Here is a 25,294-nt window from a genome sequence, read left to right on the forward strand (position 1 = left end):
CGGGAGGCGTCACCGCAGCGGTCGGTGATGAGCTGGCTTACTTCTTGTCGAACTCGGTCGCGAAGGCCTTGAGCTTGGGGTCGGCGGCGACGCGCTTCAGGAAGTCGTCGGTGACGTAGCTCTTGGCGTCCGGGTTGGAGGGAATCGTCCCGACCTCGGTGATGAACTTGCCGATCTCGGAGAACCAGCCATCGACGGTGGAGGCGCCCGAGGCCCGCGCCATCAGCTTGAGCTGCTCGTCGAGGCCGAAGGTCGGCCGCAGCGCGAACTCCTGGTCCATCGCCTTGGGCGTCACCTCGAGCCCACCCTGCTTGTAGAAGTCGAGCGCCAGCGTGCGCGCCTCGGCCGGGTTGGCCTTGGCCCAGGACCAGCCGCGCAGGAAGACGGCCAGGAACTTCGCGACGTCCTCGGGCCGCTCCTTGGCGAAATCGCCGCGAACGATCAGCGCGCCGGGCACGATCGCGTTCGCATCCGCGCCCGAGCAAAGATATTTGGCGTTGGCGCGCTCTTCGAGCGTGTAGGTGTTGGGCGCCCAGACGCCGGCGACATCGCCATTGTTGGAGGTGATCGCGGTGATGATCTGGGCCTGGCCGAGATTGACGAACTGCATGTCGCTCTGCTGCAGGCCGAACTTGGTCAGGCATTTGCGCGCCGCGTAATCCACCGTGGAATTGGTGGTGAGGAGAAGCTTCTGGCCCTTCAGCAGCTTCGGATCGGCCTTGATCGCGTCGAACTTGTCGCCGCGCACCATCATCGCATTGGTCTTCGACTCGTCGTTGGTGATGCCGATGGTCAGGATGTTGAAGCGTACCGCCCCGAGCACGGCGGGAACCGAACCGGTGCCGCCGACATCCCAGGATTTGGCGGCCGAGGCCGCGATCTGCGGCGCGCCGGCCGGGAAGGTCGAGAAGTTCGGCGTCAGGCCGACATCCTTCCACCAGCCCTTGACGGTGGCGTAGTGGAACGGCAGCGCCCAGTAGAGCGAGGGCTGGTAGCTGACGCCGATGGCGGTCTGCGCCTGGCTCGGCGAAGGCGCGGCAAAGGCCAGCGCGGCGGCGATCCCCAATCCGGCAACGATGCGTTTCATCTTCGTTTTCTCCCTGTTGTCGTTAGCCCGGTCTCAGCCTGTTACGGCCCGCCCGGTTTTCCCTGTCTCCGCCCGGGCGGAGACGACGGTCTCGATGGCCTCGCGCAGGATCTCGGCGACGAGGTCGCAATCTTCATCGGTCAGCGAGAGCGGCGTGCGAATGTCGCAGAGCCCGGCCAGGATGGCGTGGGTCTGCGCCATCGGCCCCTGCTCGCCGGCATAGCGCCAATGGCGCGGCGCGCTGGTGAAACCGCGCTGCCGGCCGGCGCCGAACCATTTGATCGGCAGGCCGCGGGCGGCGCAGCGCTCGAGGACCGCAGCGATCTCGGCATCGTCGAAGCCCAGCAGCGAGAACTGGACCGAGGTCGCGCCATAGCGCTCCTTGGGCGAGCGCGGCGGCAGGCGGACATGCTGCGAGCGCGCGATGGCTGCGCCGATCCGGTCATGGATGGCGTTCCAGCGCGCAGCGCGGCGCGGCAGGTCGTGCAGTTGCGGCCGCAGCAGCGCAGCGGCGAGCGCCGTCATCCGCATGCTGAAATTGGGGGTCCGTTCCTCCCAGGCAGCGATGACCTCGGCAGCCGGCGCGCTGCGATGCTGGGCGTGCAGCATGTAGCTGCCCGAATGCAGGATGGCCCGGGCGATGCGGTCGTCATCGTCCAGCACGAGGAAACCGCCCTCGCCGGCGTTGAGATGCTTGTAGGTCTGGGCACTGAAGGCGGCCGCCGCCCCGAAGGTGCCGATGGCGCGTCCGCCCCAGGCGGCGCAGAGCGCATGGGCGCAATCCTCAACCAGGAGCAGCCCGAGCTCGTCGCAGGCGGCCATCACCGCATCCATGTCGGCGATGTGCCCGCGCATATGCGACAGCAGCAGGATGCGGGCACCCGAGGCGCGGGCCTTGGCGCGCAGATCCTCGCAGTCGATGACGTAGTCCGGGCCGACCTCGACCAGGACCGGCCGGCCGCCGGCATGCAGGATGGCGCCGGGCACCGGCGCCAGCGTGAAGCCATTGACCAGCACCGGCTCGCCCGGCTGCAGGTCCAGCACCTTCAGCGCCAGGCACAAAGCGGCGCCGCCGGAGTTGACGGCGACGCAATAGCGCCGGCCGACGAAGGCGGCGAACTCCTGCTCCAGCAAAGCGACGTCGTTCTGGTCGGCACCCATCTCGCCATAGCGGAACAGCCGGCCCGAGCGCATCAGTTCGCAGGCGCGCGCGATGCCCGCCTCGGGAATCGGCTCCGGCTCGGTCAGGTCACGCGCGAGGCGTGGCAGGGTGGCGAGGTCAGACCCCATGGGCGCCCTTCTCCTCGCGCAGCGACTTCCAGATCTGGGTGCGCAGATGGACGAAGGATTCGAGATCCATCACGTCTTCGATCCTCTCATGGCGGTCCCAGTTCTCGGCCTGTCGCACCGAGCGGATGTCGAGCACCTCCTTGATGCGGCCCGGGCGGCGGGTCATGATCGCCACCCGGTCGGCGAGGTAGACTGCCTCTTCCACCGCATGGGTGATGAACAGCACGGTGCGGGGATTGACCCGCGCCAGCCGCACCAGCTCCTCCTGCATGACGACGCGCGTCTGCGCGTCGAGCGCGCCGAAAGGCTCGTCCATCAGCAGCACTTCCGGATCGAGCACATAGGCCCGCGCGATGGCGACCCGCTGCTGCATGCCGCCCGAGAGCTGATGCGGGAAGGCATCCGCATGGCTCTCGAGGTTCATGAGCTTGAGCGCGTCGGCGACCAGCCCGTCGCGTTCGCCCTTCGGCAGGTTCTTGTTGCGCAGTCCGAGTTCGATGTTCTCGCGCACCGTCTTCCACGGAAACAATGCGAATTGCTGGAAGACCACGGCGCGATCGGGGCCCGGCTCCGTCACAGCCTTGCCGTTGACGCTGACGATGCCGGCGCTGGGCGGCTCGAAGCCGGCGACCATGCGCAGGCAGGTCGTCTTGCCGCAGCCGGAGGGGCCGACGATCGCGACGAACTCCTTGTCGGCAATCTCCAGATTGATGTCGTCGAGCGCCTTCAGGCCGCCCGACACCGGACCGAAGACCTTGTCGACCTTGTCGAAACGAATCGAACCCATCGTCGTCGTTCCCTTACGCCTGGAGGCCGCGGCGGCGGCGAAGCCAGGCTTCGCCCTGCCGCAGCATCACATCGATGGCCATGCCGACGAGGCCGATCGCGACCATGCCGGCCATCACGGTCGGGGTCGCGACATTGGCCTGCGCCTGCACCATCATGAATCCGACCCCGGCCGCCGCCACGATCAGCTCCGCCCCGACCAGCGACTGCCAGCCGAGCCCCGCCGAGACGCGCAAGCCAGAGACGATCGAGGGGGTCGCCGCCGGAAGCAGGATTTCCAGGATCATCCGCAGATGCCCGGTGCCGAGCATGCGCGCCGCCTCAATGAGGCGGGGCTCGACGAAGCGGGCGCCGCGATAGGCGTTGATCAGGCAGGGCGGGAAGGCGCCCGCGAAGATGATCAGGATCGGCCCGCCGATGCCGACGCCGAACCACAAAGCGGCGAAGGGCACCCAGGCGATCGGAGCGATGAAGCGCAAGCCGTCGAAGAGCGGGGTGACGACGTCGTCGAGCCAGCGGAACCAGCCCATCAGCAGGCCGAGCGGCACGCCGATGAAGGCTGCCAGCAGCACGCCATAGGCATAGCGCTGGAAGCTCGAGGCCAGATGCTGCGGCAGCGTCGCGCCGGCGAAGGGATTGGTCAGCAGGTGGACGAAGCGGGTCAGGACATCGAGCGGCGAAGGCAGGAACTGACGTGGCACGATGCCGAAGGCCGACAGCGCCGCCCAGAGCCCGATGAAGCCGACGAGACCCAGCGCGCCCCAGGCGCATTTCTCGCTCAGGCGAAGCGGGATCGTCTGCATCAATCCCTCCCCGCCACATTCCAGGCGAGCGCGCGGCGCTCGACCCGGCCGAGCGCATGGGTCGTCGCCCAGCCGAGCACGCCGACCGTCACCATCCCCACCAGGATCATGCCCGGGTAGATGTCCTGCTGGGCCATGTTGAGCACGAAGCCGATGCCGGCGAGGGCGCCGACGAGTTCGGCCGCGACCAGCGTCGTCCAGGAGGCCTGGAGCGACAGGCGCAGGCCCGTGAAGATCATCGGGGCGGCGGCCGGGGCGATCACCTCGGTGACCATCCGCCAGCGCGGCGTGCCCAGCATCTGCGCGGCCTCGATGATCGGGCGGTCGATGTTGCGCACGCCGGCGAAGGAATTGATCACCGAGGGCACGAAGGCGGCAAACCAGATCACCATGATCTTGGCGCCGTCGCCGAGGCCGAGCCAGAGGATTGCGAGCGGAATCCAGGCCAAAGGCGGGATCGGCCGGATGATCAGGAAGATCGGGTTGATCGCGGCCTCGGCGCGCCGGTCCCAGCCCATCCAGAGGCCGAGCGGCACACCGGTGGCGATCGCCACGAGAAAGCCCATCACGACCAGCTTGACGCTCTGCAGCGCATGGGCCGCCAGCCCGCCGCCGGCATAGCCGCGCGTCGTGATCTGCTTCAGCGACAGCCAGAAATCAGCAGGCGAGGGGAAGCGGCCGGGCGAAACGAAGCCCGTCGCCGTGGTCACGCCGAACCACAGCAGCAGCACAGCCGCCACCGAGCCCAGACCGACCCATCCCCGTCTTCCGATCATGGCGCTCCCCGATGCGCTCTTCTGATGAAAGCGCTTTCAGCAAACGTTCCAGATCGTCGGCGTCATGTCAACCTCTGTCGGTCAGCGGCGATTTTTGACAGTTCTGCTTGCCGTTCAAGGCGATATGAGACTAGATCGAATGAAAGAACTTTCATTACGACGATGGTGAGCGCAGTGCGCGTCAAGCTGAGCGATGTGGCCCGGGATGCGGGTGTATCCGCTGCGACCGTGTCGCGTGCCATCGCCCAGCCCGAGCTTCTGTCGCCGGAAACGCTCGCCCGCGTCAGGGCCAGTGCCCAGCGTCTCGGCTACCTGCCCGACGGGGCTGCACGGGCGCTCGCATCCGGCCGGTCCATGACCATCGGCGCGATCGTTCCCACGCTCGACAGCGCCATCTTCGCCCGTGCCCTCCAGGCGATGCAGGCGACCCTGGCGCAATCGGGCTATCTGCTGCTGGTCGCCTCGCATGAGGCCAGCCCCGCCGCCGAAACGCAGGCCGTGCGCGCCCTCTTGGGGCGCGGCGTTGATGGCCTGATGCTGGTCGGGGCCGAGCGGGCGCCGGACACCACCGCCCTGCTGAAGGCCTCGGGCCTGCCGGTGGTGCTGACCTGGTGCGGCGATGGCCATTTCACCGCCGTCACCATCGACAATGCGCTCGCCGGGCGCCTGGCGGCGCAGCATCTGATCAAGCTCGGGCACCGCCGCATCGGCATGATCGCGGGGCATCTCCAGTTCAACGATCGGCAGAGGGCGCGGCTCGCCGGCGCCAGAGCGGCGCTTGAGGAGGCGGGCCTGTCGCTGCCCGATTCCCTGGTCGTCGAACAGGCGCTGACGCTTGCCGGCGGCCGGGCCGGTTGCGCGATGCTGCTCGACCTGGACGCCCCACCCACCGCGCTGATCGGCGGCATCGACCTGTTCGCCATCGGCTGTCTCGAAGAGGCGCATGCGCGCGGCATCGTCGTGCCCGAGGGCCTCAGCGTCGTCGGGATCGACGGGCTCGACATGTCGGCTCATGTCTCGCCGGGGCTAACCACGGTCCACGTCCCCACGGGCCGGATCGGCAATCTCGCCGCGCAGACACTGATGGCGATGGTGGCGAACCGTCCCGTTGCGAAGGAAACCGTGCTGCCCGTCGAGCTCGTGGTTCGCCGGTCCTCTCAGCCGCTCAACCGGACCTAGCCGCAAACGCAGCCGGGCTCGTCTGTCGCCGGCCGGTCTCGTCGCCGGGGTCTTCACGCTGCCGGGAACCGTCTTGCGAGGGAGTGCGGGCCTAACGCCCGCTCTGTGGCGCGTCCTTCTCGCCAAATCCGAGAAAATGCAGGATCGCTGCGGTCTGGGCGGCGACCATCGCGCCGCCGCCGGCATGGCGGCAGCCGAGGGCGGCCGCGGCCTGCAGCAGCGGGGTCGCTGGCTTCGTCACGATGTCGACGACGGCGGTACGAGACGACAGGCCGGCGATCTCGATGGCGATGCCGTCGCCCGGCGCCATGCCGACCGGCGTCGCATGGACAAGCAGGTCGACTGCGCCGACATCGAACGCCCCGGCGACCGGCACCAGCGGCCCGGTCGCCGCAACCCGGCGACAGAGATCGGCGGCTCGCGCGCCGTCGCGATCCAGGATCGCCAGTGTGGCGACGCCCGCCTCGGCCAGGGCGAAGGCGATGGCCGCGCCAGCCCCGCCGGCGCCGACCAGCCCGACCTTCAGCCCCCGCGGCGACATCCCCAGGCTTTCGACGGCGCCGATCAGCCCGACGCCGTCGAAGATGTCGCCGATCCAGGCGCCGTCGGCCCGTCGCCGCGCCGCATTCACCGCCCCCACGGCGCGAGCACGGGCCGAGACCTCGTCGAGCCGGGCGATCAGCCGCTCCTTGAACGGCATCGTCACGACGAGGCCATCGAGATTGGCGATCGCCATGACCCCGCCGATGGCGGCGTCGAATTCGCCCTGCCGCAGATGGATCGGCACCAGCACGGCGTCATGTCCCGCGGCGGCCAGGCGCGGATTGAAATTCTGGGGCGATTTCGCGTGGATTACGGGATCGCCGAGAAAGCCGATCAGGCGCGTGGCGCCCGTGATCGGGACGGCGGAGGCGACGGGAGGTGTCATGGCAAGCCTTCTGGGGGAGGGGGCGGGAACCGGGCGATCCCTACGCGGCCGGGGGAGGCCCTGAGGACGCTCGGATGACCAGCTCGGCCTCGGCCTCGAGCGGCGCGCTGCAGCTGCGCCCTTCGAGCCGCGCGATCAGCACGCGCGCCGCGATCCGGCCGATCTCGGCGCTGGGAACCCGGACGGTCGTCACGGGCACGGGGAGATGGCTCATGATCTCGATGTCGTCATAGCCGACGATCGACAGGTCGTCGGGCAGGCGCAGGCCCATGGCGAGCGCTTCCAGCACCGCGCCGACCGCGAGATGGGCGTTGCCGCAGACGATCGCGGTCGGCTTCGGGTCGGTCTGCAGCAGGGCGCGCAGCAGAGCACGGCCCTCGGCGATCGACCATTCGCCGATCGCGAAATGCTGCGGCCGGACCGCCAGTCCGCGCAGGGACAAGGCATCGCGCACACCGTCGAGTCGCGCGCTGGCGCGATCATTGTTGCGGGTCGACTGCGCGATCACGCCGAAGCGGACATGGCCGAGATCGGCCAGGTAATCCGTCATCATCATCAGCGCCTTGCGGTTGTCGGGGCCGACACAGGTGCCATGCGTGTGCTGGTCGTAGACGAAGGTGTTGACGAAGGGCATCTGCCGTTGCGCCAGGAGCGGCTCCAGATCGGGGTGATGCGCCTGCCCGACCAGGATCAGACCATCGACGCCACGCTCGACGAATTTGCGGACCTGCCGCAGTTCGAGATCGGAATCATAGTCCGAGCAGGCGAGCAGCAGCGTGTAGCCCGACAGGGACAGCTCCGACTGGATCGCCTGTGTCGCATGGGCGAAATCGCCGACCGACAGGGCCGGAAACACGGCTCCGATGGTTTGCGAACGGCGCGTGCTCAGCGCGCGCGCAGCGCCGTCTGGCACCCAGCCCAGCGCCTTGACGGCGACCGCAATGCGCTCGCGCAAATCCGAGGAAACCACGTCGGGGGTGTTGATCGCACGCGAGACCGTCGCCGTCGAGACACCGGCCGCGCGCGCCACCTCCCGCAATCCGACGGTGCGGGGCCCCTCCGCCGTCACCGGAGCGGGCTCGGCATCGGTTCCGGTGTGCGCGGTCTTGCCCCTCGCCATCGCGATCCATTCCTCCAGCGCGCTGTCACTCAGGCGATCTGGTGTTTCGAAAGCCCGTATTGCAGGCGATAGATGCCACAATCGCGGACCGCGTCGTAGTCGGTAGCGATCGTCGCGAGCCGCGTTGGCGAGGCGTGCTCCGCCAGGGCAGCCTCCAGCGGCCCGGCATCGACGGCCTCCACCAGCAGGATCCAGTCCGCGATCTGGTCCGGCTGCCCGCGCAGTGCCTTCTCCGCCGTAGAGCCGGTGCCACCACCACCCTGGCCTTCGAGCAGATGAACCGCCACGATCGAGGCGGCCTGCCCCAGCGGCTCCATCACCACGTCGCGCATCGCGTTCAGAAAGTCCGCGCGCGCGCCGCGAGCCGCCAGCCGCAGCGTCGCGACATAGGCGCCGTCGCCGAGCCCCTGACTGGCGGCGACCGCGCAGACCGTCCGCGAGGTATCGCGAAAATGCCGGACGACGCGTTTCGTCCAGTCGGAGGGCGCATTGAGCCGCGCCAGGTAATCCGGGGAGACGAGCGCGTCGGGCGAATCCGTCTCGTAAAAGTTGAAGTATTTCGGCATGCCGCGCTCGGCGACATAGCGGCGCCCGCGCAGGAAGCCCGGCACGGCGACGCGCTCTGGGATGTGCTCGCCGATATGCCAGGCGATGAAATCGTCTTCCGCCTCCGCGGCGATGCCGTTCCAGATCGCCAGGACGCCTGTGCCTGCCAGTGCCATCTCGTGATTCTCCTCAGACCCGGTGCAGGTGCAGCCCGCCGCCGACATCGATGTGGATGCCCGTCGCATAGGGGATCGCGCCGGTCGCGAGCGCGGCCACCGTGCGCCCAATATCGGACGGCTCGCCCCAGCGGCCCATGGGAATGCCGCCATTGGCCAGCAACGCATCGTATTTGGCGGCGGCCGGGGCCGTCATGTCCGTGCGGATCACGCCCGGTCGCACCTCGAAAACGGCGATGCCATGGGCCGCCAGCCGCGCCGCGAACAGCTTTGCCATCATCGCGACGCCGGCCTTGCTGACGCAGTAATCGGCGCGGTTCTCGCCGATGATCTCGGCATTGGCCGAGCCGATGAAGATGATCGAGCCAGGCTCGCTCTTCCCCCCGCCGCTGGCCTTCGCCAGGCGGCGGCGCGCAAACGCCTGGGTCAGGAAGAAGCCGGCGCGCAGATTGACGGCCAGGGTGCGGTCGTAGCTCTCCGGCGACAGATCGAGCAGATCGCCGCGCTGCAGCGAGGTGACGCCGGCATTGTTGACCAGGCAGTCCGGCTCGCCGAGATCCTCCGCGATGCGCGCGATCAATCGGGCGTGGGCGGTCAGGTCGGCGACGTCGCAGCTGTAATAGGCGCCCGTCCCGGGCGCGATGCTGCCAGGTTCGGGCTCTGTCTCAAGGCTGACGCGGGCGGCGATGAACCCGGCCTCGACCAAGGCGTCGGCGATGGCGCGGCCGATGCCGCGGCCGGCCCCGGTGACGATCGCGACGCGGCTCATCGCCCGCCCATCCGACGGGCGCTGTCGGCCGATGACCTGGAACCAAGACTTGACACTGGCGGACTCCCAACTTTATGCAAGCGGTTACAAAACCGGCTGCGAAAGTCAATCGCATCGAAGCCGGAGCCTGTGAGGAAGCGACCGATGAAGGTGATCAGCGCCAGCGAGGCCGCCTCGCTCATCCAGCAAGGCGACAGCGTGCTCGTCAGCGGCTCGGGCGGCGGTCATTGCGTGCCGGAGGCCATTCTCGAAGCGGTCGAGGCTCGGTTCCTCGAGACGGGCGCGCCGCGCGACCTCTGCCTGATCCACGCCGTCGGCATCGGCGACCGCAAGCTCAAGGGCGCTGCTCGCTTCCGTCATCCCGGCATGCTCAAGCGCAGCATCACGGGGGCGCTGGTCGACTCGCCTCCGCTGATCGCGCTCGCCCAGAAGGACCTGATCGAATCCTACACGCTGCCGCAGGGCGTGATCGCGCAGATGACGCGTGAAATCGCCGCCGGCCGACCCGGCGTGATTACGAAGACGGGGCTGCACACCTTCGTCGATCCGCGCCAGCGCGGGGCGCGGCAGAGCCCCAGCGCGCGTGAGGATCTGGTCGAGTTGCTCGAGATTGGCGGCGAGGAATGGCTGCGCTTCAAGCCGTTTCCGCTCGACATCGTGCTGCTGCGCGGCACCAGCGCCGACGAGGACGGCAATATCAGCATGGAGCAGGAGGCCGTTCCCGGCGAGATGCTGTCCTCCGCCCAGGCTGGGCGGCGGCTGGGCGCGGCGGTGGTCGTCCAGGTCAAGCGCATGGCAAGGCGGGGCACGCTGCCGCAGCGCGCGGTGAAGATCCCCGGCGTGCTGGTGGACTATGTCGTCGTCGACGAGAACCAGCGCCAGACCTATTGGAGCGACTACAACCCGAGCTATTCCGGTGAAATGCGGGTGCCGCTCGAAGGCCTGCGCAAGCTGCCTTTCACGGAGCGCAAGATCGTCGCCCGGCGCGCGGCGATGGAGATCCAGCCGGGCGCGATCTGCAATCTCGGCGCCGGAATCTCGACGGGCGTTTCGGCTGTGGCTGCCGAGGAAGGTTTTCTCGACGAGATTGTCCTCACCAACGAGCAGGGCTTCATCGGCGGCGCCCCGCTGACGGGGCCCGATTCCGGCGCCGCGCAGAACTATGATGCGATGGTCGACCAGCCCTACCAGTTCGATTTCTATGATGGCGGCGGGCTCGACATCGCCTTTCTGTCCTTCGCCGAGGTCGATGCCGAAGGCCATGTCAATGTCAGCCGCTTCGGCGATACGATCGTCGGCATCGGCGGCTTCGTGAACATCAGTCAGAACGCGCGCAAGGTCGTCTTCAGCGGCACCTTCACTGCCGGCGGGCTGCAGATCGCGACGACCGACGGCAAGCTGCGCATCCTGCAGGAGGGCCGCAGCCGCAAGTTCGTCCAGAACGTCGAGCAGATCTGCTACAACGGTCGCTTCGCGCGAGAGCAGGGCCGCGAAGCCGTCTTCGTGACGGAGCGCGCCGTGTTTCGCGTCGGGACGGCGGGCCTCGAACTCTGCGAGATCGCACCGGGCATCGAGATCGAGCGGGACATCATGGCGCATATGGCCTTCCGCCCGGCGATCGCGGCCGATCTCAGGACGATGGACGCCCGCCTCTTCGCGGCCGAGCCGATGGGCCTGAAGCGCGATATTCTCGCAGGCGGGTCGCAGGCGCGGCAGCCACGGCGGCTGCTGGCGACGAAAGAAAGCGCCCGGAAGCCGGAAGGGGTGGCCGAGCCGGCCTGAGCCAAAGCCGGAGCCTCGACCTCAGCCTCCGCCGCCCGCCGCCTCGAGCCCGAGGATCAGCGCGGCCAGCGCCTCGAGCGTCGGTGTCGGGACAGTTCTGGCCCGCCCGCGTTCGATCACGCTCCCATAGATAGCCTCGACCTCGCTGGGCCGTCCTGCTTCGACATCCCGGCGCATGCTGGTCTTGTTGCGCGCCGCGCCGCTGGTCACGATGCCGTCGAACACCTGATAGCGCGTGTCGAACGGAAGGCTGATGCCACAGGCCTCGGCCACGGCCGCCGCTTCGTCCATCGCCCGGCGCGCGACGAGCGCGAGAGAGGGCAGGTTTGCGACGGCGCCGATCGTCAGCCCGGTCAGCCCGCTCGTGGCCGACATCGCGACGTTGAGCATCAGCTTGCGCCATTTCTCGGTGAGGATGTCGTCGCTGGCCGAGGTCGGAAGGCCGTGAGCGGTCAGCAGCGCAGCCAGCGCCTCGGCCCGCGGCGAGAGCCCGCCCGTCATTTCGCCGATCATCGTCGGCAGGGTGGCGTAGCTGCGCACCACTCCCGGCGCTTCCAGGGTCGCGCCGAGCGAGGTCAGGCCGCCGAGCACCGCTTCGCGGCCCATGGCCTGCGCCATGATCTCCTCATTGCCGAGGCCGTTCTGGAAACTGACGGCCATCGCGCCGGGCGCCATCAGCGCAGCGACGCTTTCGCTGACCGCCCGGGTCGCATGCGCCTTGCTCTGAATGAAGACGATGTCGGCCGGCGCGATTCCGGCGGTCGATGTCGCCGCGCCGATCGGCACATGACGCTCGCCGCCCTCGCCGACGATGCGCAGCCCGTTTTCGCGGATCGAAGCGACATGCTCCTCGCGCCGCGCCAGCAGCGTCACGCGCAGTCCGTTCTCGGCGAGCAGGCCGCCGAACAGGCTCCCCATCGCTCCGGCGCCGGCGACGACGATATGCGGATCCTTCACCGGGCTCCCTCCAGGCGCCGTCGCTGACCGGCATAAAAGCAATGTAAGCGGATACATTTCTGTTGTCACGCCTGCCAAGTTGGAATAGCGTTCAAGCATCGATCGAGATGCCTGCGCGGTGGCCGGGCTCCAAAAAGAAGCGCGACCCTCGGGACACGCGCCGATGTCAGGGAAGGAGAGCCGGAAGATGGCTTCGCAGATGGCGTCGCGTGCGACGTCCGATTTCACGATGCCCGAGACACTGGACGACGCGCCGCGGCGGCGTTCGCCTGCGACGCGACGGCTGCTGGCGGTCGGCTGGAACCTGATTCCGCCGCTGACCTTCGTCGCGATCGTCGGGCTCTGGTCGGCCGCGATCCAGATCTTCCAGATTCCCGCCTATCTGCTGCCGGCGCCGGGGGCGGTCTTCCAGCGCGTGATCAGCGACGCCGCGATGCTGTGGCTGAACGCCAAGGTTACGCTGACGGAGATCGTGCTCGGCTTTGGCCTCACGGTCGTCTTCGCGATCCCGCTGGGTCTGCTGATCGCCCTGTCGCCGGTCGCCAAGCAGACGCTTTACCCGCCGATCATGCTGCTGCAGCTCGTGCCGAAGATCGCGGTGGCGCCGCTCTTCCTGGTCTGGCTCGGCTTCGGCATGGAATCGAAGGTGCTGCTGACCTTCCTGATGACCTTCTTCCCGCTGCTGCTCGCCAGCATCAGCGGGTTTCAGATCCTGGATCAGCGGCTGCTCTATCTGACCAAATCGATGGGCGCGAGCACCTGGCAGACCTTCTGGTATCTGCGCTTTCCCGCCGCGCTGCCGGTGATCTTCTCGGGCATCAAGACATCCGCCACGATCGCGGCGACCGCGGCGATCGTGGCCGAGTTCGTCGGCGCCAACCAGGGCCTCGGCTACGTGCTGCTGCGCGGCACCAGCACCCTCGACATGGAACTGACCTTCGCCGTCCTCGTGGTGCTGACCGTGATCGGGGTCATCATCAACTACGCGGTCGAATTCAGCGAATGGGCTTTGACGCCCTGGCAACGCCAGAGCCGCCGCTGACCCCTGCGGCTCCGACGCACGACAACCGGTTCATCAAACAACAATAACGGGAGGACTTGTCATGAAGCACTGGATCAATCGGACGCTTGCAGCCACAGCCGTCGTGGCCGGGATGGGCCTTGCCACGGCCTTCGCGCAGACGCCTGTGACCTTCCAGCTCAACTGGACGGCGGGCGGCCCCAATGCGGGCTTCGCCGCCGCTGTCGGCGAGGGCTATTACAAGGCCGCCGGGCTCGACGTCACCGTCGTCCAGGGCAATGGCTCGGGCAACACGGCCCAGCTCGTCGCCAGCGGCCGCTCGCAACTGGCCTATGCCGATGCGGTGGCGGTCAGCCAGCTGATCTCCAAGGGCGCGCCGATGAAGATCGTCTCGACGGTCTACCAGTCGAACCCCAACTCGGTGAACGCCCTCAAGAAGACCGGCATCAAGTCGCTCGCTGATCTCAAGGGCAAGAAGGTCGGCGTTCCCGCCGGCTCGTCGCAGGGTCCGATGCTGCCGCTCCTGCTGAAGGCCAACGGCCTGAAGGAATCGGACATGACGCTGATCAACATGCCGGTGGCCGCGATGGTGCCGTCGCTGCTGCAGGGCCAGGTCGATGCGATCCTGGGTTCGCTCGATGCCTACCAGATCCAGCTCGAGATGCAGGGCGCGGAGCTGAGCAACTTCCCCTTCGCCGACCATGGCGTGCCCACCGTCGCCACCTCGATCTTCGCCTCGAACGATTTCATCAAGCAGAATCCCGAGGTCCTGAAGAAGTTCATCGCCGCGAGCCTGAAGGGCTGGTCGTTTGCGCTCGACAACCCGACCAAGGCGATCGAGCACGTCAAGACGCTGTTCCCGGACGTGAACGTCAAGCTCGCCACCGCCGAGCTCGCCGCCATCACCCCGCTGTTCTGCAGCGGCGGCGCCAAGTTCATCGGCAAGGCCGAGGACGCGCACTGGACGCGGACGCAGGCGCTGCTCTCCGAGGTCAAGCTGCTGCCCGAGGGCCAGGACCCCAAGAGCTATTACAGCAACGACTACCTGCCGCCTGCGAGCGAAATGCGCGCCTGCAAGTAAGCGCGGACGCGGCGATTAAGGCTCCATCAGGTCGTGGTCAGGACATCGGCGGACAGCATGAACGTGAAACCGAAACTCGGGTACTGCTATGACGATCTCTTCGTCGGGATGCAGTTCCGCAGCCCCGGCCGGACGATCACCGACGCCGACCTGATGGGCTTTGCCGGGCTGACGGGCGACCATTCGGAGCTGCACACCAGCGACGTCTATGCCCAGGCCAGCCAGTTCGGCCGGAAGGTCGCCCATGGCATGATGGGACTGGCCTATGCCCACGGCCTGATGTGGGCCCGCACCGGCGAATTGCGGGAGACCGCCATCGCCTTCCTCGGCATCGATGGCTGGCGCTTCGTCGGGCCCATCTTCGTCGGCGACACGATCTTCGTCGACTACGAACTGGCCGAACTCCGCGACAGCCGCTCCCGGCCGACGCAGGCGATCGCGACCTTCGCGGTGAAGGTCGTCAAGCAGGACGGCTCGATCGTGCAGCAGGGCCGCAAGGCCCTGCTCGTCTCCAAGGTTCCGCTCGAGGCCGTCGCGGCCTCCACCACGCTCGCGGCCACCGCAACCTGATGGGCCAGCCCATGACCGACAAGAGCCTGAACGACGCCTCGAAATCGGGCGTGACGATCCAGATCCGCAACGTCTCCAAGGTCTTCGGCTCCGACACCGAAAAGCCGTTCCGGGCCTTGAAGCCTCTCGATGTGACGATCCCCGCGGGCCAGTTCATCTCCGTGGTCGGCGCGTCCGGCTGCGGCAAGAGCACGCTCATGCTGATGGTGGCGGGGCTGCTGGCGCGCTCCACCGGCGAGATCACCGTCGACGGCAAGGTCGTGACGAAGCCGATCACCGATGTCGGCATCGCCTTCCAGGACCATCTCCTGCTCGATTTCCGCACCGCCTTCGAGAACGTGATGCTGCACGCCGACATCCGCGGTCTCGACCGGGAGGTGCTGGCGCGACGCGCGAAGGATCTCTTTGCGCAGCTGCGCCTCGAGCACGCGATGGACAAATATCCCAATCAGCTCTCGGGCGGCATGCGCCAGCGGGTCTCGCTGATCCGCACCCTGGTGCATGAGCCGCCGGTTATCCTGATGGACGAGCCCTTTGGCGCGCTCGATGCGCTGACGCGCCTGCAGGTCCGCACCGACCTCGAAAGCCTGTGGTTGCGCCGGCGCCCGACCGTGGTCTTCATCACCCACAGCGTCGAGGAGGCTGTCGGCCTGTCCGACCGGATTCTGGTGATGAGCCCGAGCCCGGGCGAGGTGATCGACGACATCCAGGTCGATCTGCCGCGCCCGCGCCCGATCGTGCTCGGCGACGCAACCGCCTTCGCCGCCTATGTCGACCGGATCCACCAGCAGTTCGAGCGCATGGGCGTGCTGCACGGCATCACCTTGCCGCAGCAGAGCGCGGCCTGAACGATGACGGGCCCCGCGGCGACGCCCCCCCTCCCGACGGGCTCGGTCACCTTGACCGAAAACGGCCCGGTCGCCGAGATCGTGCTGGCGAACGGCCCGCTCAATCTCGTCACCCGCCCGTTGCTGCGCCAGCTCAACCGGATTCTCGCCGCCGTCTCGCAGAGGCAGGACCTGCGCTGCGTCATCCTGCATGGTGGGGACGCGCGCGCTTTCTGCGCGGGCAGCGACATCAAGGAGTTCGGCCCGGTCAAGGCCGATGCCAGCGAGCAGAAGATCCTATTCGAGGACATGGTGCTGCGCAATCTGGCGCAGCTGCCGATGCCGACCATCGCGGCCATCGACGGACCGGCGCTGGGCGGCGGGCTCGAGATCGCGCTCTGCTGCGACCTGCGCATCCTGCGCGCCGGCGTGGCGGTGGGTCTTCCGGAATGTCATCTCGGCGGGCTCGCCGGCAATGGCGCGATCCGGCTGGCGCGGCTCGTCGGCCCCGCGCGCGCCAAGCAGATGCTGTTCACGGGCGCTCCGATTTCGAGCGAGCAGGCCCTGGCCTGGGGCGTCGTGAACGCCGTGAGCGAGGGCGGCTCGGCCCTGGCCGCGGCCCGCGAGATGGCCGCGACGATCGCCCTTCGCGGCCCGATCTCCAACCGCCTGGCGAAGGAGCTCGTCGACCTCGCGGATGATCTGCCGCTCGATGCCGGCCTGTCGCGCTCGACGGTGGCGCAGCAGCGCATCTTCGATTCCGACGACCTGCAGGAGGGCGCCGCGGCCTTCTTCGCAAAGCGTCCGCCTGTTTTCGCCGGCTGCTGAAGGCGGCCCCGCTGCACTCCTCGAACCGCGCATGCCATGGCCCACATCCCCGCCGAACGCTGTCTGTCGATCGTCCAGCTCCTCGTCGAGGAGGGGGGCGACATGCAGCTCGGCGACATCGCGGCGCGGCTTGGCCTGCCCAAGAGCGGCGTCCACCGCCTGCTCGCCGCTTTGATCGAGCAGGGCTGGGTCGAGCAGGACCCGCAGACGAGCGCCTACCGGATGACGATGCGCCTCACCATTCTCGGCCAGCGCCTCTACAACGCGACGGGGATCCCCGATCTCTGCCAGCCCGTGCTCGACGAACTGGCTGCCGGGACCCGCGAATTCGTGCGCCTCGCCGTCATCGATGCCCATGCGCTGGTCTGGGTCGCCGATGCGCAGGGCGCACGCGGCGGCCTGATGTACCAGCCGCTGCTGAGCACCAACACCGTGCCCCTCCATGCCACGGCGAGCGGAAAATCCTGGCTCGCGCGCCTCTCGCAGGCCCAGGTTCGTGATCTGATCGGCCGCAATGGCGGCTTCGGCGAGGCGGGCCAGTATGGCCCCAACGCCGTGCGCAGTTTCGATCAGCTTTTCGCCGAACTGGAACGCACTCTGGCGCGCGGCTACGGCATCGCCGTCGGCGAGGCAGAGCCCGGCGTCACCGCGGTTGCAGCCGCCATCGTGTCGGGCATCGAGGGTCAGATCGTCGGCACCGTGAGCGTGGCCGCCCCCAGTATCCGACTTGGCCCTGCGCAACTCGATGTCGTCGGCCGTCGCGTGATCGAGGCCGCCGGCCAGCTGTCCGAGATCTGGCCGCTGCGCAAGACCGGCAAGCGATCGGGCTTGTCCGCTGCCGCATGAGACAGGATCGGCAGGTCGATCAATCCTGACGCGTCGCGGACTGCAGGCAACCGCCGGCCCGATCCGCGATGTGATCGGACGACCGCTGCCGCTGCTGGCTCAAGCGCCGTCGTCGAGGCTGCCCGCATACACCTCGCAGCCATCCTCGCGTGCGACGGAGACGAGGATCAGGCCGGCCGCCTTCGCCCGTGCGACGGCCAGCGACGTCGGCGCCGAGACCGATACGAGCGCCGCTGCGCCCAGGGTCGTGGTCTTTTCGACCATTTCATACGAAGCCCGGCTCGTGACGACCACGAAACCTGCCGCGACATCGCGCTCGGCCCGCATCACCGCTCCGATGAGCTTGTCTAGCGCGTTGTGTCGCCCGACATCCTCGCGCGCATCCAGGATGGTGCCGTCGAGATCGCACCAGACGGCGCCATGGACCGAGTGCGTCAGAGCATGGAGCGGCTGGTGCGCTCTCAGATGGGCCACGGCCCTGGCGACGGCCCGCGCGCTGACGGCCTTGTGGGAGCTACCGACGGGCGCGTTCGAGCGCGGCAGATCGGCGGCATCAGAGATCCCGCAGACGCCGCAAGAGGTGCGTCCGCTCAGCCGGCGGATGCGGCCGAGATGCTTGCGGAACCGATCCGGGCTGAGATCGATCTCCACCGTTATCGCCTCGGCCTCGGCGACGATGTCGATCCGGCGGATCTCGTTGGTCCCGGCGATGATGCCCTCGGTCAGGCTGAAGCCCGTGACGAAATCCTCCAGGTCGAGCGGGGTCGCCATCATCACGGCGTAAGGCACGGAGCCGTAGCGGATGTTGATGGGCCACTCGACGGCGATCTCGGTGTCGCGCGCGAGGTTCGAAGGTGCGCTGTAGCGCCAGCGCGTTGCCGCGACGGGCAGGAAAGCCGGCTCCAGCCGGGCTGCATCGCTCATCATCTGGGGAAGGCTCCTTGCTGGTGGTGGCGTCGACCGATGCGCCGCATCACTCGTCCGAGATCCGGATCGGCATCGACTTGGCGGCCGGCGTCATGCTCTCCTGCGCGTAATGCCAGAGCAGCAGCTGGGCGTTGCATTCGGGGAAATAGGCCGCACAGGTGTCCGCCGGGATATCGTAGTCGATGACCTCGAACCCGCTCATGCTGCGCAGGATCCAGTCGGGGGTCGTCCGCTTCTCGGTCAGATCCCAGAAGGTCGCCTTCGCGCCGTTCTCGCAGAATTCGGCCAGATGCGGCTCGCCGGGCCTGGCCCAGGCGCAGCCGGTGCGGGCATAGCCACCCGGCTTGTTGTGATCCCGCATCAAAAGTGGACCAGTCCCGATCGCCTGCTGACGGATCGCATGCTCCGCCAGCGATTTGACCGAGCCCCAGCCGCCGGTGGGTTGGTCATAGGGCTTGTAGCGTGCGCGGCGGGCCATCGAATGCTCCTGACGGGGGCTCGAGAGCCCAATCGACCGGCGCCGCGATGGTTCCCTGACAGGCCGAGGTCATCTCTGTTTCTTGGCGCGGGGCCGTGAGCGTGGCCCCTGCTGGCGACCGCCTGATCGGTTCTGTCGGCCGATCACGCCCTTCGGCGGCATGCGGCCCTGAACCATCCCGTCGTTCGGGGGTTGGGCAACCAAAGCGCCGCTTTCCCGCGCCGCCACAGCCAGGAGTTCATCCGATGTTGTTCGTCAGAGACTATGTTGCGGCCGCGATGGTGGCCGTCATGATCCTGGGCCCTATGGCCGCAGGCGCCATGCGCGCCGGCGACGAGCCGGCGCAGCAGCCCGCAGGCCCGTCTGCCGCCGCCCAGCCGGTGCCCGGTGGCATTGCTCCGGTCGCCGGCCCCGGCCGAACCGCGCCCTGATCGTCAAGGCGCTTGCGCTCGGCGCGCCGCGGCTCAGCCGGGTCCTCTGGCTCGAAGCCGGTGCGCCGGGCGTCGGTCCGTCCTCTCGCGACAGCTCAGCGGACCCTGTGAGGGCGCGCCTGGGGCTTTTGCAGGGGCGAGCCGCCTCGGCTGCGATTGATATGAAAGCGTGGTCAACGCCGGTAAGCCAAAGCCGGCACGCGCTTTTTGCCCGAGACGTCATCGGGCCGACGCGTCTATCCGGCTCATGGACGGTGAAATCCACACCGGCCTGATACGCCGGCTCTTGCCAAGGCGGCCGAACCCTCCTTCTCTACCGTCGGGCCCGGTGCGGGGCAGGGGGCCTTCGGGACCCATTGCCTTGCGGGTAGGCTGCGGCCCTCAAGAAAAATGGTTATGGCGCGCATGCGGGAAGTCTTCTGTCGGCCTCCAACGCCTCAGAATTCGTGCACCTCCAACGCCTCAGAATTCGTGCAGGAGGACAGTGAGACGATGACCGAAACCAGCTCCGCATCCAGGACCGTCCTTGTCGTCGATGACGACGCGCTGATCGCGATGAGCACCGTCGACCTGCTGGAGGACCTCGGCCATATCGTCATCGAGGCGAATTCCGGGGCGGCCGCCCTGGAGATCATCGCCAGCGGCCGCCCGATCGACATCATGATCACCGATTATGCGATGCCCAGGATGAATGGCGGCGAACTCGCCGCCGCGGCGCGGCAGATCCGTCCTGACCTGCCGATCCTGCTGGCGACGGGCTATGCCGAGCTTCCGGCAGGCAGCGAACTCGACCTGCCCCGCCTGACCAAGCCTTATCACCAGCACCACCTGGCCGCGGCCATCGCCAAGCTGATCGAGACCTGACGCGTTTTGCGCTGCGGCGGCTACGGGGCGTCGTCGCGCGGCGAGGCGGCGGGCTTGGGCAAGGCGCTGTTCCCGTCGGATTGCGGCACCGGGTCCGGGAGGACCTGGCGAAGCTTTCGTGCCAGCGCCTCCCGCGTATAGGGCTTCGACAGGAGGTTGACCCCCTCGTCCAGCCGGCCGCCATGGACGATGGCGTTTTCGGTGTAGCCCGAGGTGAACAGGATCGCGAGCTGCGGCAAACGCTGCTTCGCTTTCCGGGCGAGTTCCGCGCTCTTCAGGGCGCCCGGCATCACCACATCGGTAAACAGCAGGTCGATCTCAGCGCCGCTTTCGACGATGCCGAGGGCGCTCTGCGCATCCGACGCCGTCAACACCTTGTAGCCCAGTTCGGACAGGAGGCCGATGACCGTTTCGCGGACCGCATCGTCGTCCTCGACGACCAGAACGGTCTCGGTTCCCCCAACGACCGGCCGGGTGTCCTCCGGTGTCGTCGCCTCTTCGGCCTTCGTCGAGCGGGGCAGGTAGATCTTGACCGTCGTCCCCGAACCGACCTCGCTGTAGATTTTGACGTGGCCGCCAGACTGCTTGACGAAGCCATAGACCATCGACAGCCCCAGCCCGGTGCCTTTCCCGACCGGCTTCGTCGAGAAGAAGGGTTCGAACACCTTCGCGGCGATCTCGGGAGCCATGCCCGACCCGGTATCGGTCACGCTGATGACGACATATTGCCCGGCGGTGACATCGCTGTGCCCGGCCGCGTAAGCGTCGTCCAGGAAAGCGTTGCCGGCTTCGATGGTCAGGCGGCCGGCGCCCTCCATGGCGTCACGAGCGTTGATCGCGAGATTGAGAATGCTGTTCTCGACATTCGCCGGGTCGGCGAAGGTGTTCCAGAGACCGCCTGCGATGATCGTCTCAACCTCGACCGCCTCGCCGATGGAGCGGCGCAGCAGATCGTCCATGCCGCGGATCAGCCGCCCGACATTGATCGGCTTTGGCGCCAACGCCTGCCGACGGCCGAACGCCAGCAATTGACTGGCGAGTTGGGATCCCCGGGCAACGCCGGCCATGGCATGGCCGAGGCGGGCCCGGCCCTTGTCGCTCAGATGGGTTTCCCGCGCGATCAGTTCGAGATTGCCGCTGACGACCTGGAGGAGGTTGTTGAAGTCGTGGGCTACGCCCCCGGTCAGGTTGCCGACGGCCTCCATCTTCTGCGCCTGCGCCAGCATCGCCTCGACCCGCAGGCGCTCTTCGCCCTCTGCCCGGAGCCGGTCGTTCGCGGCTGCGAGTTCGGCGGTTCGTTGCTGGATTTTCGCTTCCAGCTCGGAGCTGTGGGCACTCAGCTTCGACGACGCATCCGACATTGCCGTCCGCAACGCGATGAATTCGCGCAGCCGCGTCGGTGCGGCGATCGGCGTCGAGAACTGGCCGAGCCTCCCTCCGGCGATCGTCAGCGCTTTGAGCGGCGTTTCGATCAAGCGCCACAGCAGGATCGCCAGCACCGACGCGGCCAGGAGCGCCGCGACGCCGGCGGTGGTCAGGACTTGCAGCGCGTCCCGCAGCGGGCGCTCGATCACGCTCTGGCGGATGTTGGCGGCGACCAGCCAGTCGGAAAGGGCAGAGCGCGCATAGCCGACGAGGACGTCCTCGCCGAGGGCACTCTGGCCGACGAAGGTTCCCTCCCGTCCCACGGCCTTGTCGAGAAAGGCCGGCACGCCGGGGCGCCCTGTGAACGCCTCGTGCTGCTCCGAGCGGGTGACGTAGACGCCGGCCCTGTCACCGACGGCGACGAACCAGCCTGGCGGCGTGACGGGGCGAATGACGTTGTAGACCATGCGCGTATCGGCACTGACATGAAGCAGGTAGCGCAACTCGTCGTCGATGAAGACGGGGACGACCAAGGCAATCAGCGGCGCCTTGGCCAGTGCGCCCGTGAAGACGTTCGCAACGGCGGGCTGGCGCGATGAAATGACCTGCCCATCGATGCCCAGCGGCGTGGTCGGCAGGGGTTGGCCGAACGCCTCGCGCGTGTTGATGATCTGGCGCCCATCCAGGGCGCGCAGGCCGATATCGGCGCCAATGAACGTCTTGACCGCCTCAGCCTGCTGATGAAACGCCTCGAGATTGCCACTGCGGAGGTTTTGCGACGTCGCCAGTGTCTGCAGCGTGGCCTGCCAGCCCCGAATGGTCTGGTCGATGACCGAGGCTGCGGTCACGGCGACCTCGCGGGCCTCCTGTTGATAGCGGTAGCGTTCGGCCTCGGCGAAGCGGGCCATCAGGAGGGTGGCGAACAGCGTGGCGGGCAGAACGAGGACGGCAAAAAAGGCGACGATGACAAGTCGCGTCGGCAAGCCCTTTGCGACGAATCGCGGCATCAATTCTCGTTCCCGCTCATTGTTCTCGCCCCAATTCTCATGGTTGCCCCGTAGATTCAAGGATCGTGGCTTTCGACCCCTGCCTCAAGCCCGCCGGGACCGATTGACCAGGCGCGACAGGGCGCAGCGTGAGCGGAATGATCAGATCGGCCGTGATCGTCGGCAGGACCCGGCTCATTCCCTGCGATCGCCCCGGATGATCGCCTGACCGTGCAACTTTTCGCCTGTGCTCTTGGTTGAGACTGCTCGAGGAGGCTTCATGACCGAGCGAGCGGAGGACGAGACCAGCATAGCTCACGACCCTGTCGTCGAGCGGCTCCTGCCGATGGCCTCCCGCATTCACCTGAGCGCCGGCGAGCGGCTGCACGACGACGGTGCGGTCTATTTTCCGCTCGACGCTGTGGTCGCTCTGGTTCTGTCGCGCGACGAGGCCCGGTTTCAGATCGGTTTTGCGCGTCGCGGTGATGCGATCGGCCTTCCCAGGCTGTTCGTGCCCGATTTCCCGCTCGTCCTGGCCACCGTGCTGCGAGGCGGACGCTTCGGCCGGGTCAATGCTGGCGTCCTGTGGCGGCTGATGGCGGCCGAGCCGGCCTTCCGCGACCGGCTGTCCAGCTACACGATGCATGCGATGGGCCGATACCTGTCGGAGGCGGCCGGTGCGCTCGCCTTGTCGCTGGAGCAGCGTGTCGCGCGGTGGATCACGCTTTGCCGCCGGGCCTTGGACGACGACAGCCTGCCGGTCACGCATGACGGCATCGCCGCGGCTCTGGGCGTGCGTCGTTCGGGCGTGACGGTCGCGCTGCATGTGCTCGAAGGCAATAGGTTCATCCGATCCCGGCGCGGGCGGATCGATGTGCTCGATCGGGAGGGCCTGCGCGCCTTTTCAGCCACCGCAGCGCGCACGCCGGGGAAAAGGCAGACGGGTCTGGACGGTCTCCGGGGCCCACGGCCAGACCGTCGATGATCGTCACGGGTGGGCTGGAACGCGTCCCGCACAGGTGAGCCCAGATGCCAGACACCAGGGAACAGGAGGACAGGCCTGCCGGTTGCAGCCGAAACGCTCGGCATGTGCGGGGCGTCAACAACGGGAGCTGACGATGAATCGACGTCAAACGTTAGGTCTGCTGGCGCTGGTCTCGATGAGCGGGCCGGCGCTGTCGCAGACAGCGTCACGGGTTCCGGTGCCGGAGGCCGAGCGGAACCATGCCCTGCGGACCCTGCAGGCAGGGTCCGCCTCGCTGGAAACCAGCCGCGTCGCCATCTCGAAAGGCACGGCGGCCGGCATCAAGCGGTTTGCCCAGGCGGAATCGGCCGAGCAGCAGACCCTTGCTCAGGTCTTGAAAGCGCGGCTCGGTGTGGATGACAACGACAAGGTCGCGATGCCTGCCGAGGGCAAGGCCGGGATCGATCGGCTGCACGACATCAAGACCGGTCCGGACTTCGACAAGGCCTATGTCGCCGTGCAGATCGAAGGCCACCGGGACCTCCTGCAGATCCAGGAGGACTATCTGGCGATCGGCAAGGACGCCATGTCGAGCGCGATCGCGAGGCTGGCGCGGGGCCATATCCGGGAGCATTTGACGGTCCTCGAAATCCTCCAGAACGATCTGGCCGGCTGACACCGCCTCAGGCCACCCTGCGACGCAAGGTACCGGTGCGGCGCCATCATCGGCGCCGTTCCGCTCTGCCGTCGCCCCGGTGGGCGACGCGTCACGACAGCCGATCCACGACGGGCTGTTCGGTGAAACGCAGCGCGAAGACCGTGCCGGCGCCGGCATCCGACGTCCAGGCGATCTCGGCGCCGAGTTGGACGGCGAGTGTCTGGATCAACGTTTCGCCGATGCCGCGGCGCCGGTCGCTGGCCAGGCCCGTGCCGTTGTCGGTCACGATGATGGACCGATCGTCGCCATCCGCCTCGAGGACGATGTCGATTCGTCCGGCGCGATTGTCGGGAAAGCCATGGCGCAGGGCGTTGGCCAGCACTTCGTGCAGAATGAGGGCAAATGACGTGGCGTGGTCGAGCGGAACGTCAAAATCGCTTCCATCAACGTGGAAGACCACCCCGTCGCGGCCGAACGAATGCGTCAGCGATCGGATCAGCAATTCGATGAACGGCCGTGCCCGAAGAGCCGACGAGCCGACATCCTGAAGCTGGGCGTGGACGGTTGCCATGGCTTCGATCCGATCTCGCAAGGACCGCAATTCCGCCGCCGAACCGGGTGACGCCCGCCGCATGTGCAGGCTGACGAGGCTCGCCGTCACCTGCAGGTTGTTTTTGACGCGGTGATGGACCTCGCGCAGCAGGACGCGTTCGTGGCGCAGGGCCCTTTGCAGATCGGCGGTGGCCATCGCCACGGCTTCTTCCAAGCGCCGCTTCGTCTCGGCCGGGGAGGCGTGTTGCAGGATTTTCGGCAGCACGAAGGTGAAGGCCGCTGCCGTCACCAGCGAAACCACCGCGGTCAATCCCATGATCGACAGAGCAAACCAGTTGTGCGGCGTTCGCGCTGTGACTGCGTGAGACGCGTGGACGAGGTGGCTCAACCCGCAGGCGACGATGAAGACGGCGAATCCGGCCCAGAGCCAGCGAAAGGGCAATTCGTGGCGCCAGCGGGCGAAGACCACCGCCATGACGACGGGAATCCAGAAATAGGCGACCGCGATCGCGATGTTCGCCAGGATGGTGATCTCGCGCCAGTAAAGCGGGGCGGCGTCCGACGTGCAGATCGCATAGAAAAACTGCAACCACTCAAACATGTCGGGCTCCGCAGCCTTGCCGGCCGGCCATTCTGTAGATGGGAAGCGCGGTGAATGGGAAGCGCGCTCTCGTCTGGTGCCATCTGCGAAAGCTCA

At 67.6% G+C, this 25,294-nt stretch carries 26 protein-coding genes; 12 read left to right on the forward strand and 14 right to left on the reverse strand.

All coding sequences use genetic code 11. The features are described from left to right. Positions 1-37: 37 nt before the first annotated feature. The 5 genes from Q8S38_RS24570 to Q8S38_RS24590 are packed head-to-tail and all read right to left on the reverse strand — an operon-like array spanning position 38 to position 4,742. A complete protein-coding gene (locus Q8S38_RS24570; RefSeq protein ID WP_305682943.1) occupies positions 38-1,087 on the reverse strand; it encodes an ABC transporter substrate-binding protein in 1,050 nt (349 codons plus the stop codon). Positions 1,088-1,120: 33 nt separating this feature from the next. Then, a complete protein-coding gene (locus Q8S38_RS24575; RefSeq protein WP_305682944.1) occupies positions 1,121-2,377 on the reverse strand; it encodes a DegT/DnrJ/EryC1/StrS family aminotransferase in 1,257 nt (418 codons plus the stop codon). Further along, positions 2,367-3,164 carry an ABC transporter ATP-binding protein gene (locus Q8S38_RS24580; RefSeq protein ID WP_305682945.1) on the reverse strand — a complete coding sequence of 266 codons (798 nt, stop codon included), beginning with the start codon at positions 3,162-3,164 and terminating at the stop codon, positions 2,367-2,369. Before Q8S38_RS24580 ends, Q8S38_RS24575 begins: the two co-directional genes overlap by 11 nt. A gap of 13 nt (positions 3,165-3,177) precedes the next feature. After that, positions 3,178-3,966, reverse strand: a complete 789-nt coding sequence (locus Q8S38_RS24585; RefSeq protein WP_291824904.1) for an ABC transporter permease — start codon at positions 3,964-3,966, stop codon at positions 3,178-3,180. After that, on the reverse strand, positions 3,966-4,742 hold the full coding sequence (locus tag Q8S38_RS24590) for an ABC transporter permease (RefSeq protein ID WP_305682946.1): 777 nt from the start codon (positions 4,740-4,742) through the stop codon (positions 3,966-3,968). Before Q8S38_RS24590 ends, Q8S38_RS24585 begins: the two co-directional genes overlap by 1 nt. Before the next feature lie 165 nt (positions 4,743-4,907). On the opposite strand from Q8S38_RS24590, the gene Q8S38_RS24595 reads away from it, so the two are divergent. Beyond that, positions 4,908-5,921 (forward strand): LacI family DNA-binding transcriptional regulator, encoded by a 1,014-nt coding sequence (locus Q8S38_RS24595; protein WP_305682947.1) that lies wholly within the window; start codon positions 4,908-4,910, stop codon positions 5,919-5,921. A gap of 91 nt (positions 5,922-6,012) precedes the next feature. Here the strand turns inward: Q8S38_RS24595 and Q8S38_RS24600 are convergent, their stop codons facing one another. The 4 genes from Q8S38_RS24600 to Q8S38_RS24615 are packed head-to-tail and all read right to left on the reverse strand — an operon-like array spanning position 6,013 to position 9,460. Continuing rightward, complete coding sequence (locus tag Q8S38_RS24600) at positions 6,013-6,849, reverse strand: shikimate dehydrogenase family protein (RefSeq protein WP_305682948.1); 837 nt, start codon at positions 6,847-6,849, stop codon at positions 6,013-6,015. A 40-nt stretch (positions 6,850-6,889) separates the two neighbouring features. Next, a complete protein-coding gene (locus tag Q8S38_RS24605) occupies positions 6,890-7,969 on the reverse strand; it encodes a LacI family DNA-binding transcriptional regulator (protein ID WP_305682949.1) in 1,080 nt (359 codons plus the stop codon). Positions 7,970-7,998: 29 nt separating this feature from the next. After that, positions 7,999-8,691 carry a DUF4286 family protein gene (locus Q8S38_RS24610; protein WP_305682950.1) on the reverse strand — a complete coding sequence of 231 codons (693 nt, stop codon included), beginning with the start codon at positions 8,689-8,691 and terminating at the stop codon, positions 7,999-8,001. Between the two features lie 13 nt (positions 8,692-8,704). Further along, on the reverse strand, positions 8,705-9,460 hold the full coding sequence (locus tag Q8S38_RS24615) for a 3-ketoacyl-ACP reductase (protein ID WP_305682951.1): 756 nt from the start codon (positions 9,458-9,460) through the stop codon (positions 8,705-8,707). A 144-nt stretch (positions 9,461-9,604) separates the two neighbouring features. On the opposite strand from Q8S38_RS24615, the gene Q8S38_RS24620 reads away from it, so the two are divergent. After that, entirely contained in the window at positions 9,605-11,242 is a 1,638-nt protein-coding gene (locus Q8S38_RS24620) for an acyl CoA:acetate/3-ketoacid CoA transferase (RefSeq protein ID WP_305682952.1), read from the forward strand. Positions 11,243-11,263: 21 nt separating this feature from the next. Here the strand turns inward: Q8S38_RS24620 and Q8S38_RS24625 are convergent, their stop codons facing one another. Continuing rightward, complete coding sequence (locus Q8S38_RS24625) at positions 11,264-12,199, reverse strand: ketopantoate reductase family protein (RefSeq protein ID WP_305682953.1); 936 nt, start codon at positions 12,197-12,199, stop codon at positions 11,264-11,266. A gap of 187 nt (positions 12,200-12,386) precedes the next feature. Between Q8S38_RS24625 and Q8S38_RS24630 the strand changes: the two genes are divergently transcribed. The 6 genes from Q8S38_RS24630 (at position 12,387) to Q8S38_RS24655 (ending at position 17,372) form a co-directional block, all read left to right on the forward strand. Next, complete coding sequence (locus tag Q8S38_RS24630; protein WP_305682954.1) at positions 12,387-13,241, forward strand: ABC transporter permease; 855 nt, start codon at positions 12,387-12,389, stop codon at positions 13,239-13,241. Positions 13,242-13,302: 61 nt separating this feature from the next. Next, positions 13,303-14,301: an ABC transporter substrate-binding protein gene (locus tag Q8S38_RS24635; RefSeq protein WP_305682955.1), complete on the forward strand. Its 999-nt coding sequence runs from the start codon at positions 13,303-13,305 to the stop codon at positions 14,299-14,301. Positions 14,302-14,358: 57 nt separating this feature from the next. Next, complete coding sequence (locus Q8S38_RS24640) at positions 14,359-14,871, forward strand: MaoC/PaaZ C-terminal domain-containing protein (protein ID WP_305682956.1); 513 nt, start codon at positions 14,359-14,361, stop codon at positions 14,869-14,871. Between the two features lie 11 nt (positions 14,872-14,882). Then, positions 14,883-15,719, forward strand: a complete 837-nt coding sequence (locus Q8S38_RS24645; RefSeq protein ID WP_305682957.1) for an ABC transporter ATP-binding protein — start codon at positions 14,883-14,885, stop codon at positions 15,717-15,719. 51 nt (positions 15,720-15,770) lie between these two features. Continuing rightward, on the forward strand, positions 15,771-16,526 hold the full coding sequence (locus Q8S38_RS24650; RefSeq protein WP_305682958.1) for an enoyl-CoA hydratase/isomerase family protein: 756 nt from the start codon (positions 15,771-15,773) through the stop codon (positions 16,524-16,526). A 36-nt stretch (positions 16,527-16,562) separates the two neighbouring features. Next, entirely contained in the window at positions 16,563-17,372 is an 810-nt protein-coding gene (locus tag Q8S38_RS24655) for an IclR family transcriptional regulator (protein WP_305682959.1), read from the forward strand. Between the two features lie 99 nt (positions 17,373-17,471). Here the strand turns inward: Q8S38_RS24655 and fdhD are convergent, their stop codons facing one another. Together fdhD and Q8S38_RS24665 are read right to left on the reverse strand one after the other, a co-directional pair. Beyond that, positions 17,472-18,299: a formate dehydrogenase accessory sulfurtransferase FdhD gene (fdhD, locus tag Q8S38_RS24660; protein WP_305682960.1), complete on the reverse strand. Its 828-nt coding sequence runs from the start codon at positions 18,297-18,299 to the stop codon at positions 17,472-17,474. Between the two features lie 46 nt (positions 18,300-18,345). Then, positions 18,346-18,777 (reverse strand): hypothetical protein, encoded by a 432-nt coding sequence (locus Q8S38_RS24665; RefSeq protein WP_305682961.1) that lies wholly within the window; start codon positions 18,775-18,777, stop codon positions 18,346-18,348. A 245-nt stretch (positions 18,778-19,022) separates the two neighbouring features. Here Q8S38_RS24665 and Q8S38_RS24670 point away from each other — a divergent pair, with 245 nt between their 5' ends. Both Q8S38_RS24670 and Q8S38_RS24675 read left to right on the forward strand, forming a co-directional pair. Further along, positions 19,023-19,208, forward strand: a complete 186-nt coding sequence (locus tag Q8S38_RS24670) for a hypothetical protein (RefSeq protein ID WP_305682962.1) — start codon at positions 19,023-19,025, stop codon at positions 19,206-19,208. Between the two features lie 396 nt (positions 19,209-19,604). Beyond that, positions 19,605-20,072: a response regulator gene (locus Q8S38_RS24675; RefSeq protein ID WP_305682963.1), complete on the forward strand. Its 468-nt coding sequence runs from the start codon at positions 19,605-19,607 to the stop codon at positions 20,070-20,072. Between the two features lie 20 nt (positions 20,073-20,092). Here the strand turns inward: Q8S38_RS24675 and Q8S38_RS24680 are convergent, their stop codons facing one another. Further along, on the reverse strand, positions 20,093-22,444 hold the full coding sequence (locus Q8S38_RS24680) for a hybrid sensor histidine kinase/response regulator (RefSeq protein ID WP_305682964.1): 2,352 nt from the start codon (positions 22,442-22,444) through the stop codon (positions 20,093-20,095). A gap of 325 nt (positions 22,445-22,769) precedes the next feature. On the opposite strand from Q8S38_RS24680, the gene Q8S38_RS24685 reads away from it, so the two are divergent. Then, positions 22,770-23,408, forward strand: a complete 639-nt coding sequence (locus tag Q8S38_RS24685; protein WP_305682965.1) for a Crp/Fnr family transcriptional regulator — start codon at positions 22,770-22,772, stop codon at positions 23,406-23,408. Positions 23,409-23,490: 82 nt separating this feature from the next. Next, entirely contained in the window at positions 23,491-24,063 is a 573-nt protein-coding gene (locus Q8S38_RS24690) for a DUF4142 domain-containing protein (protein WP_305682966.1), read from the forward strand. 91 nt (positions 24,064-24,154) lie between these two features. Here the strand turns inward: Q8S38_RS24690 and Q8S38_RS24695 are convergent, their stop codons facing one another. Further along, positions 24,155-25,198 (reverse strand): sensor histidine kinase, encoded by a 1,044-nt coding sequence (locus tag Q8S38_RS24695; RefSeq protein WP_465247608.1) that lies wholly within the window; start codon positions 25,196-25,198, stop codon positions 24,155-24,157. Between the last annotated feature and the right edge of the window lie 96 nt (positions 25,199-25,294).

Origin of the sequence: Allobosea sp. (genome assembly GCF_030695125.1) — a bacterium.
GTDB lineage: Bacteria > Pseudomonadota > Alphaproteobacteria > Rhizobiales > Beijerinckiaceae > Allobosea.